12 protein-coding genes and 1 pseudogene are annotated in these 9,762 nt (G+C 71.3%); 3 read left to right on the plus strand and 10 right to left on the minus strand.

Annotation, left to right across the window (positions count from 1 at the left end; genetic code table 11):
* Nucleotides 1-288: 288 nt before the first annotated feature.
* From AB0E96_RS33645 to AB0E96_RS33670, 6 genes and pseudogenes are all read right to left on the minus strand, one after another.
* Nucleotides 289-648, minus strand: coding sequence for a hypothetical protein (locus tag AB0E96_RS33645; RefSeq protein ID WP_359829591.1), 360 nt, complete (start codon nt 646-648; stop codon nt 289-291).
* A 376-nt stretch (nt 649-1,024) separates the two neighbouring features.
* Nucleotides 1,025-1,588, minus strand: coding sequence for a class IV adenylate cyclase (cyaB, locus tag AB0E96_RS33650; RefSeq protein ID WP_359829592.1), 564 nt, complete (start codon nt 1,586-1,588; stop codon nt 1,025-1,027).
* Between the two features lie 67 nt (nt 1,589-1,655).
* Entirely contained in the window at nt 1,656-2,123 is a 468-nt protein-coding gene (locus tag AB0E96_RS33655; protein ID WP_359829593.1) for an NUDIX domain-containing protein, read from the minus strand.
* A 27-nt stretch (nt 2,124-2,150) separates the two neighbouring features.
* A pseudogene (locus tag AB0E96_RS33660) lies at nt 2,151-2,613 on the minus strand (NUDIX domain-containing protein).
* 75 nt (nt 2,614-2,688) lie between these two features.
* The gene (locus tag AB0E96_RS33665) at nt 2,689-2,880 is read right to left on the minus strand and encodes a DUF397 domain-containing protein (protein ID WP_359829594.1); all 192 of its coding nucleotides are present in this window, start codon (nt 2,878-2,880) and stop codon (nt 2,689-2,691) included.
* The gene (locus AB0E96_RS33670; protein WP_359829595.1) at nt 2,877-3,707 is read right to left on the minus strand and encodes a helix-turn-helix transcriptional regulator; all 831 of its coding nucleotides are present in this window, start codon (nt 3,705-3,707) and stop codon (nt 2,877-2,879) included. The genes AB0E96_RS33665 and AB0E96_RS33670 overlap by 4 nt, the downstream gene beginning before the upstream one ends.
* 224 nt (nt 3,708-3,931) lie before the next feature.
* Between AB0E96_RS33670 and AB0E96_RS33675 the strand changes: the two genes are divergently transcribed.
* Both AB0E96_RS33675 and AB0E96_RS33680 read left to right on the plus strand, forming a co-directional pair.
* Entirely contained in the window at nt 3,932-4,345 is a 414-nt protein-coding gene (locus tag AB0E96_RS33675; RefSeq protein ID WP_359829596.1) for an ATP-binding protein, read from the plus strand.
* Between the two features lie 11 nt (nt 4,346-4,356).
* Entirely contained in the window at nt 4,357-4,908 is a 552-nt protein-coding gene (locus tag AB0E96_RS33680) for a hypothetical protein (RefSeq protein WP_359829597.1), read from the plus strand.
* Between the two features lie 350 nt (nt 4,909-5,258).
* On the opposite strand, the gene AB0E96_RS33685 is transcribed toward AB0E96_RS33680, so the two are convergent.
* The 4 genes from AB0E96_RS33685 to AB0E96_RS33700 all read right to left on the minus strand — a co-directional run bounded on the left by AB0E96_RS33685 (nt 5,259) and on the right by AB0E96_RS33700 (nt 9,007).
* Nucleotides 5,259-6,161 (minus strand): hypothetical protein, encoded by a 903-nt coding sequence (locus AB0E96_RS33685; protein WP_359829598.1) that lies wholly within the window; start codon nt 6,159-6,161, stop codon nt 5,259-5,261.
* The gene (locus AB0E96_RS33690) at nt 6,158-7,621 is read right to left on the minus strand and encodes an AMP-binding protein (protein ID WP_359829599.1); all 1,464 of its coding nucleotides are present in this window, start codon (nt 7,619-7,621) and stop codon (nt 6,158-6,160) included. The genes AB0E96_RS33685 and AB0E96_RS33690 overlap by 4 nt, the downstream gene beginning before the upstream one ends.
* Before the next feature lie 131 nt (nt 7,622-7,752).
* Nucleotides 7,753-7,953 carry a hypothetical protein gene (locus tag AB0E96_RS33695; RefSeq protein ID WP_359829602.1) on the minus strand — a complete coding sequence of 67 codons (201 nt, stop codon included), beginning with the start codon at nt 7,951-7,953 and terminating at the stop codon, nt 7,753-7,755.
* 43 nt (nt 7,954-7,996) lie between these two features.
* Nucleotides 7,997-9,007, minus strand: coding sequence for a 3-oxoacyl-[acyl-carrier-protein] synthase III C-terminal domain-containing protein (locus AB0E96_RS33700; protein WP_359829600.1), 1,011 nt, complete (start codon nt 9,005-9,007; stop codon nt 7,997-7,999).
* Between the two features lie 289 nt (nt 9,008-9,296).
* Here AB0E96_RS33700 and AB0E96_RS33705 point away from each other — a divergent pair.
* Nucleotides 9,297-9,762, plus strand: a 466-nt coding sequence (locus AB0E96_RS33705; RefSeq protein WP_359829601.1) for an SRPBCC family protein, incomplete at its 3' end; no start/stop codon positions are given.

The raw sequence follows: 9,762 nt of genomic DNA on the forward strand, positions 1-9,762 counted from the left end.
ACAGGACGTTCGGCATGACGGTGAACGCGCGCCTGTGCACGCTACGATGAATCCGCATCTGGAGTTGCTGCTCCTGGTGCCCGACCCCGGGGTGTTCCACCACCGCCGGGGTCTCCTATGTTCCGTTGATGATGCGGAAAGTAGCACACCGACTACAGGGAGTGCGAGCCCTTCCCGCACGAAGCCCCGCCCCCCGCACCACGCACACCCCCCGCCCTTGCGTGGGAAGTCGGCCCCACCGACTTCCCACGCTCCCGCCACCAACCGGAGACAGGAGCGCGGCAGTACTCAAGGATGGACGCCTTCGATCGCTTCGAAGATGTCCGCATCGGTCTCCTGCTGCCACGACGGCAGATCGGCCCAGTCGGCGACATAGCCCGGCTTCGGACTCTCGATGTGCTTGTGGATCTGGGCGATCCAACACGTCGCCACGAACCGGCCCTTCTGCTCCCGAGTGAGCTTGGACGTGCTGCCGCCACTCACGGCGATGAAGTCGCGGACCTGGCCGAAGACAGCGGCGGCACACTCGCGCTCCCACTCGGGAGTCTCGGCCCACGCGGCGACATAGCCTGCCTTCGGCTCGCCCGGGTAGTGCTTCGACACCCCGGCGATCCACGCTTCGCGGAAGATCTGCCCATCGGACGCCATGCGGTACTCCTTCGTCAGTTGGCGCCGTCAAGCGCCGAAATCTGCTGGTACAGAGCCGAGGCCCGGCCATCGGCCACGAACGCAACCGGCGAGCGCCGGCAGCATCACGTGAGGTAGACCTTCTGCCACTCCAGGGACGTCATGGTCAGCGCCCGCTTGAGCACGCCCGCCTCGAACAGGTAGCTCGCGGTACTCCTCACCTGCTTGTCGTCCGCCATGGCTGTCCTTCGCTGCTGGATCGGTTGTTGCAGTAGCCGCCTACCCGCAGACCGTGGTCCACAGACTCCAGCTCTCGACGGGACCCCCGTGAAAGGCCGTCACCATCAAGGAGAATGCGCAGGCGTGACACGCACTGGCCGCCCACGTGCCGTCGGAATCAGGTGCGAGCTGCCGCCACCGCGTCCGTGTACAGCTCCGTTGTCAGGTCGTCCTCGCTGATCCCGAGCTCCGCCAGCACGGCCCGCACGGCGTCCAGCGCCGCTCCGAGGCCGTGCTGGGCGACCTCAGCGGTCTCGACCTCGATGAACGTCGCGTCGATCTCCGGCACGCGGACGAGCGTCGCGAGGAAGCGCCGACCGCCGCGTTCGAAGTCGTAGTTGCGGCACCGCTTCTCGAACCGGATGCGCGGGGTGAAGCCGAGGCCCCGGATGATCTCGTCGGCCACCTCGGCGTCCTCCACCCGGGTCTCGGCCTCCCACTTCGACCCGGACGCCTCGTCCACCCGCGCGCCCTTGTACGTGAGAACGGTGCGAGTGTCGTCGGGCCCATGAACGGTGCGGATCCGCAGCTCGCGGTCAGTTCCCATCAGGCTGCCGTCCGGGGCGTCGTAGTACGTGTCGCGGTACACCTCGGCGCGCCCGGCGCCATACGACTTCTCCAATCGTGCGAGGACGAGTTCGGGGTCGCGTACGACGGCCTTGAGCTCCGCTTCGATCGCCACGCCGGTTCCTCCTTCAGATCACGCGTTGAGCGCCGCCCAGGGCCGCCATCGATTCGGCAGCAGGTAGCTAACGCACCACGGGGATCGCCCCGGATCGCCAGTCGGCCAGCCGCCTGCGGATGCTCGACACCATCGGCAGCCCGTCCGTCTCGGCCGGGGTGAACCATCTCACCTCGTGGGACTCGTCGGACACCCGCAGTTCGCCGCCGAGCGGGCGCGCGAGGAGGCAGATGGAGAACTCCTGGCGGACCTCGCCGTCGTCGTAGGCGAAGACATGACGGGGGTCGGTGTAGGTGCCGACGATCCCGGTGATCTCGACGTCGATGCCGGTCTCCTCGCGCGTCTCGCGGATCCCGCACCCGGCGAGAGACTCACCGATGTCCATCCTGCCGCCCGGCAGGGCCCACATCCCGTTGTCGGTGCGGCGCTGGAGCAGGACGCGGCCCGCGTTGTCGACCACCACGACGGACGCGGCGGGAACCAGTGAGTTCGCCTGCGGGGCGTTAGGGTCGTCCACGTAGTCACGCCTGGACATGATCCACCACCTCCACTGCCTGACCTGTCACAGCAGGTGCCGGCCGTCATGAGTCCGGACACTCGGTACAGCGTCGCCCCCGGAGCCCGTCCAGGACACGCACGGCATAGACCTCGGCCATGCGCTCGGACACCTCGGCCGGTGTGAGCCAAGCGGCCTCGACCGACTCCTCCGAGAGCCGCGCCTGATCGCTCTCCGGTCGGCAGCGAAGGACGAGGGCGACGATCTCCCGGTTCACGTTCTTGTAGACCCCGGTCAGCCGCTCCACGCCGACCTTGATCCCGGTCTCCTCGTAGACCTCGCGGCGCACGCCGTCCTCGATGGCCTCGCCCAGTTCCAGCACGCCACCCGGGGGTTCCCAAGCTCCGTTGTCAGCCCGGCGAATCGCCGGCACGCAGCCGTCCTCACGCACCACCACTCCGGCGACGGACACCGAGTGGAGCGGCGTTGACCGGGACTTCCCGGCACTGTTGCTCATGTGCAGGAGGATAGAAGCACTGAAGGACGACGGCGGCCCCATTGCCCGTAGGTGGGCAATGGGGCCTCGGCCGGTACACATGATGCGTCAGACGTCGCCGAACTCTCCGGAGCGAACGGCGATGACGAAGCTCGACCAGGCGCCGACCGGGAAAGCCAGAGAAGGGCCCTCCGGGTCCTTCGAGTCGCGGACAGGGACGACGCCGGGCATGCTGTCGGATACCTCGATGCACTGTCCGCCATTGCTGCTGTAGCTGGACTTGAACCAATCGAGGGTCATACTCGCCTCCGTAGCTCGCGGATCATCGCCACCGAGTCCGCCTGTGAAAGGGCATGCGTCTGCAGCTGATAGTAGGCCGCCAGCTCTGCCGTCACCGCGTTGATGTCCCGCTCCAAGCGCCCCTGGTGAGCACTCTCCGCGTACGAGATCAGCGACCGGTCCGGCAACGTCAGGATGGACACCGGGAGATCGAACGCCCTGTTCTCGCCGAGTGTGAACGGGGCCAGCTGGAGCCGGACTGTCGGCTCGCTGGCGAACTCGACCAGGTGGTCGAGCTGCGCAGCCATCACGGCGTCCCCGCCCACGGACCGACGAATGCAACTCTCGTCCATGACGACGTGGATCAGCGGTGGCGGATCCCGTCGCATGGCGGCCTGGCGGCTTATGAGGACTCGCACCCGCTCGTCCGCCTGATCCTGCGTGATGCTCCGCCGCCGTACGGCACCCGCCGCGATGGCGGTTGCATACTCCCTCGTCTGCAGCAAGCCCGGCACGATACCGAGTTCGAAGAGCCGCAGTTCAACGGCCCGACGCTCTTGGGCGACGAACTCGGCGAACCCCTCCAGCAGCGCACTGTGCTTGACGTCGCTGGCCTTGTACTTGAACGTCCCGGCCTGCAATGTGTCAAACGCCCGGTCAAGAGCGTGAGCGATGCGTTGAGTTGGTTTCCTTCGACCATTTTCAAGAGCCGAGATGAAGGAAGACGTACAGCCGATCAGCCCCGCGAGATGGTCCTGCGTCCAGCCCCGCTGCTCGCGGGCCTCGCGGAGAAAGGCCCCGAACTCAGCCGCCGGGGAAGCCTGAGGGTCAAGTTCACGCTTGTTCAAAGCTACTCATCCTACCAATCAAACGGCGTTGACAAGTTGAACAGTTCCGGAGTCTAGAGGAGATTGAGTGCGCTGGGTAGTCGCATCACTACCGATTGGAGCGATGCTGCGGCCCGCGCCACCTTCGCGTCCCGGGTCTTCAGACCGGAAGCGCGATCAGCCACACGCGCAGCATTGAGCGCGCGCTCTTCGCACGCCCCCTCCGTCCCCTGAGGTGCTCCCCCATGCCCATTGGCTGTCGTCCCCGTGCGTTCGTCGCCAGGCTCGATTCCCGTATCGAATCCGCGCCGCTGGCACGGTACTTGCTCCGGGCCTACCTGTCCGGGCTGCCCTTCGGGGAGCGCTACCGCGACACCGCCGAGCTGCTGTTGTGCGAACTCTTCGCCAATGCCGTCCAGCACTCCGACGCGCCCGACGACCGGCACATCGAGGTCCACTTCGCCCTCGCCGGCTCCCGCCTCCGACTGGAAGTCCACGACGCCAGCTCCGGGCAGCCGTCCCTCCGTACCGTCGCCCCCGACGACGAGCACGGGCGCGGGCTGTTCCTCGTCGACGAGCTCGCCGAACGCTGGGGCTGCACCGTGCGCCCGTGTGGCATCGGCAAGTTCGTCTGGGCCCTCATCGCCCCCGTCGCCTGAAAGACGTCACCATGAACCTCACCACCCTCGCCCGACACACCCTCTCCCGTGGCGCCACTCCGGCCGCCACCTACGCCCTCATCGCCCGCCTCGGCCACCCGCCCCTGCCCGTCGCGCGCGCTGTCTGCCTCGCCCTCGACATCCCCCACGCCGAGACCACCCGCCGCCTCGCCGACTGCTACGACGCACTCCTCGCCGACCCGCGCCCCGACACCGAGAACGACACCGGTGAACTCCTCGAAGCCCTCGGCGTCTTCGACATCCCCAAGTCCCTCACCGACACCGAACTCACCATCGTCGACCTCCTCCTCACCGCCATCGACGCCCTCGGCGGCATCCGCCCCGGCCACCATCACGGCCTCCAACGCTGGTTCACCACCGGCAACCTCACCGCCGCCTACCTCTCCCTCACCACCACCCACCCCCTCCCCCGTACCGGCGACCCCACCACCTACTGGACCACCCTCACCACCGCCGGCGAACTCCTCACCACCACCGCCCCCTCCGACCGCCGCATCACCTACGCCCTCACCCGCTGCCGCACCCTCGCAACCCGCCCGTGAGCGCGGGGAGTCGGCCGCACCGACTTCCCGCGCAGCGGACGGTCGGGTCCGTACTCGGCGGCCCCGGCCACGAGGGCCGGGGCCGCCCAAGCTCCTCTTCGGGCGGGCTCGCGTGCCCGCACACGAGCCCGCCCGCACCTTGGTGTCCCGGCCGGAGGGGCCGGGAGGGCACTCGGTGTTCGGGACGGCCCGGGCGCAGCCCGTCCACTGTCCGCGTAGGAAGTCGGCCGGGCCGACTTCCCGTGCGGCGGTACGGCGGCCGACGACAACGCGGCGAGGTGCGCTTGTGCCTTGGGGGTCTTCCCGGCCGAAGGCAGGGGGGAGCCCGGTAAGGATCCAGGAGACGGTCGCTATGCGCCCGGGGGTGTGCCGCCGGGCGCGTGGGCGGGGGTCCGCAGTGGGAGGGGGTGGCCCGCGCGCCACTGGGCGGTGGTGCGTTCGCCGCCCGAGCGGCGCCGCCAGTACAGGTGCTGGGCGACGATCAGCGGGCCGAGGGCGGTGAGCAGCGGGAAGCCGGTGGTGAGCCAGCCGGCGGCGAAGCAGGCGCTGACGGCGCTGGTGGTGAGCAGGCCGGCGAGGGCGGCGGTGAGGGCGGCGGTGCGGCCGTGGGCCTTGGCGGCGACGAGCGGGTACAGGACGAGCAGCAGGAGGTCGCCGAGGCCGACGGCGACGGGGGTGGGGCCGCCGGTGAGGGCGAGCATGGGGGCGAAGGGGCGGTCCTGGACCTGCGCGAAGAAGCGGGTGGTGGTGTCGGTGAGGGTGGTGGCGGCGAGGTCGTAGCCGGTGAGGACGGCGGCGAGGGCGGCGGTGTGGGTGGAGCGCATGCCGCTCTGGGTCCAGAGGTTGGCGACGCCGATGACGGCGGTGGCGATGATCAGGTCGCTGCCGGCGCGGGCGGCGCCGGGGTGGCCGGTGAGGGCGGCGAGCGCGGTGGCGGCGGTGGCGGTGAGGGCGGCGGCCCAGGACCAGGGGGTGGCGCGCAGCGGGGTGCCGGCGAGCAGCGGGGCGAGGGTGAACTGGAGGGCCAGGCAGCCGACGAGGCCGAAGACGGCGGAGACGGCGGCGCCGGGCAGGGCGGTGTAGAGGAGGGGGGCGAGGACGACGCCGGCGCACAGGACGGCGATGTCGCCGCCGGTGTAGACGCCGACCGGGGGGCGGGGCATCCGGATGCGGGCGAGGTAGTGGGCGGCGAGGGCGGTCTCGGCGGCGACGGCGGCGCTGAGGGCGGTCAGGGCGGCGGGGTCGGCGTTCATGCGGTGCCTCCGCGGCCGGGGGTGTCGAAGGTGTGTTCGCGCAGGTCGGCGCGGAGGGGTGCGGTCGGGGGCATGGCGGCGCGGTCCTCGTGCAGGACGATGTCGGCCAGGTGGAGGCCGGCGGCGCGGGCGCGGTCCTCCAGGCGGCTGTGCAGGGCGGTGGCGGGCAGGCGGTGGACGAGCAGGTGGAGGCGGGCGGGTCCGCCGGGGCCGTCGGGGCCTTCGGTGAGGGTGTGGCGGGCGGGCAGCGGGATTTCGGGGTCGGCTTCGACGAGGTCGAGGACGTCGCGGGTGGTGACGGTGGTGCTGAGCGGGCCGTTCCAGCGGCCGAGGATCTCGGAGGTGGCGGGCAGGTGGGCGAGTTCGCAGGTGGGTGGTTGGGCGGGCAGGCGGACGAGGTCGCCGGTGTCGTAGCGCAGCAGCAGGGTGCAGTCGCGGTAGGGCACGTAGGGGGTGTGCACGATGGTGCCGGTGGCGCCGGGGGCGGTGGGTTGCCCGGTGAGCGGGTCGAGGACTTCGAGGTGGCCGAACTCGGTGGTGTGGTGGAGGTGGCCGTGGGTGCAGGGGGTGGCGCCGGCGGGGATGATCTCGGTCATCAGGTAGGCGGAGGTGGTGGTGGCGCCGAAGACGGCTTCGGCGCGGCGGCGCAGTGGCGCGGAGAGCACCTCGCCGCCGACGCTGATCGAGCGGAGGCCGAAGTCGGCGCTCTGCCACTGGTGTTGTTCGGCTTCCTGGACGAGGGCGGCGAGGTAGGAGGCGGAGGTGGTGAGGTGGGTGATGCGGGGGTCCTTGCCGGGCAGGCCGAGGGGGGCGGCGAGGCGGTCGAGGGCGACGGCGGGGCCGATGGTGCCGAACTGGACGAAGCCGGCGCCGGCGCGGGTGGCGGATTCCTCGGCGTTGACCAGGGGCAGGGTGGCGCGGGAGCAGCCGGCGTAGGCGACGGTGTGGCGGGGTCGCAGGCCGAGGCCGAGGACGGCGGAGATGGTGCTGAAGGCGATGGCGCACTCGAGTTCGGCGCGGGAGAACCAGACGGCGGTGGGGGTGCCGCTGGTGCCGGTGGTGAGGGCCATCAGGGCGGGGGTGGCGGCGTCGGAGACGAAGGCGGCGGGCAGGGCGCGCAGGGCCTGTTTGGGGGTGACGGGGACGCGGGTCCAGTCCTCGGGTTCCAACGTGGCCGGGTCGAGGTCGAGTTCGGCGAACTGCCGGCGGTAGTGGGCGGTGTGCCGGGCGGCGGCGCCGGCGGTGGCGCGCAGGCTGCGGCGGGTGACTTCGCGCCGCACCTTGGGGTCGACGTGTCCGGCGCGGCCGGGCAGCAGGGCGGAGTCCTCGCCGGGTTCGCCGAATTCGGCGATGGTGGCGACGAGGTCGCGGGAGAGGCGTTCGAGGTCTTTCGGGCGTATCCGATGGTTCGTCAGGATGGCGGCGCCGTAGCGCAGTTGACTCAGCGCGGTCGCGAACAAGCGGTTTCTCCCCAGGCCAGGGTCGGACGGTTCGCCACCCGGCCCCGGCCGGGGTCGGTCGGTCCGACCCGCCGACCGGGTCGGACCGCCGGTCGGGCCGGCCCGGTGACCGGGTCGGCCCGTCGGTCGGGTCAGACCATGTGGAGGAACATCGCGGCGGTGAGGGTGCTGAAGGCGTACTTGAGGTAGTGCTTGACCATGATCGGTTCTCCCTCGTACGGGCGGCCGCCCGGCCCGGCCGGGCGCGGCAGCGGATGCCCGCGGCCGGGTTCTGGCCGACGGGCAACGGCAGTATAGGGACGGTCCGGCGGCCGGCAATAGCCTATGTGCACGGCCAACCTTCCGGTTGTGCAAGCGAGTTCACCGTTGCCACGGTCAGCACTCCAGCAGGGTGCAGGCCCAGTGCATGCCGCGGCCCATGCCGGCCAGGGCGATCAGGTCGCCGTGGCCGAGGTGGCCGGAGGCGTGGTGGTGGTGGAGGTCGAGGAGGTGGTCTGCGGCGCCGAAGTGGCCGCGGGCCAGGGAGATGTCGAGGTTGGTGCGTTCGACGGGCAGGCCGAGGCGGTCGGCCAGTTTGGTCAGGGTGCCGTTGTTGTCGTTGAGCAGGACGACCCGGGCCAGGTCCGGGACGGAGGCGCCGATCCGCCGGCAGGCCCGGGCGACGACCTCGTGCACCCGTTCGCCCATCAGTGCGAGGAGTTCCTGGAAGCGTTCGGTGTCGTAGTCGAAGAACTCCATGAGTTCCCAGGCGTCGCGGGCCGGCGGGGGTGTCCGGCCGCCGCGGAAGGGGGCGGCCGCTCCGCCCTGGTCCATCCGGAAGAGGTCGGCGTAGCGGCCGTCGCTGATCGCCTCGCTGGCGCGCCAGCGCAGTTCGGGGTGGCCGCGTCCGGCGACCGCGGCGCCGGCGCCGTCGGAGAACAGCAGCGAGTTGGTGTGCATCCGGTTCCAGTACGGTTCGCAGGTGCGGTTGGCGCCGACGACCAGGGCGCGCTGGTACTGGGGGTGGGTGGCGAAGCGGCCGGCGAGCAGGTCGAAGCAGGTGATCCCGCTGACGCAGCCCTGGTTGACGAGGACGGCTTCGGCGCGGTGGGCGCCGAGGCGGGCCTGGAGGGCGGCGGCGGCGTCCCAGTACAGGTACTCGGGGATGTCGGTGATGGCGAGGACCACCAGGTCGAGTTCGGCGGGGTCGGTGCCGGAGGCGTCCAGGGCGGCGCGGGCGGCGTCGACGGCCAGGTCGGTGAGTCCGACGCCGTCCGGGCTACGGTGGATGGCGCGGTACCCGTACGCGAGGACGCGTTCGACGTCCTCGGTGTACTGCGCGGCGACGTCCGCGACGGCGACGGGTTCGCCGAGCGCCGATCCGAACGACATCAGTCCGTAGTCCACGCCACTGCCCTTCAGGGGGTGCCGGTCGCGCCGCCGGAGGGGTTCGTCGGCGAACTTCCGTTCGCCGGTCCGGCCCGGCGCCCCGTCAGGCTATACAGCGCCGGGGAGCCCTGACCAGCACCGACACCGGTGCCCGCGGCCCCGGGCGGGGTGCGGGGCGGGGCGGATTCCGGTGCGCGCGGCGGCGGGGGCGGGCCGCGCGGTGCATACCGGGCCGCGCAGGGGGCAACCGCGTTCCACGGGCCGCCCCGGGCGGGGCGGCTCCGGTGACGGGACGTCAGGAGGAGCGATGCATCGGATCGAGGAGTCCGTCGAGGTCGCGGCGCCGCTCGGCACGGTCTACGGGAGCTGGGTGAGGTGCGAGGAGTTCCCGCGGTTCATGCGCGGGGTGGTCAGCGTCGACCGCTCGGAGCGCGGCACCAGCTGGGTGGTGCGCACGGCTGCCGGGCCGCGGGAGTTCGAGGCCGTGACGACGGAGCTGGTGGAGCGGGAGCGGGTGGCGTGGGACAGCGGCCCCGGGCCGGCGCGGCACCGGGGTGTGGTCACCTTCCACCCCGTGGACGAGGGCACCACCCGGGTGATGCTCCAGCTGGAGGTCGAGCCGCACGGGCTGTGGGAGCACCTCACGGAGGCGCTCGGCTTCGTCGACCGCCGGGTGGCCCACTGGCTCGACGGCGTGCTGACCAGCGTCCTCCCCCTCCGGTACGCCGTGGTGCACCCCAACGCCACCGGCCAGGCCCACGCCGCCGCCCTGG

Origin of the sequence: Kitasatospora sp. NPDC036755 (genome assembly GCF_040636595.1) — a bacterium.
GTDB lineage: Bacteria > Actinomycetota > Actinomycetes > Streptomycetales > Streptomycetaceae > Kitasatospora.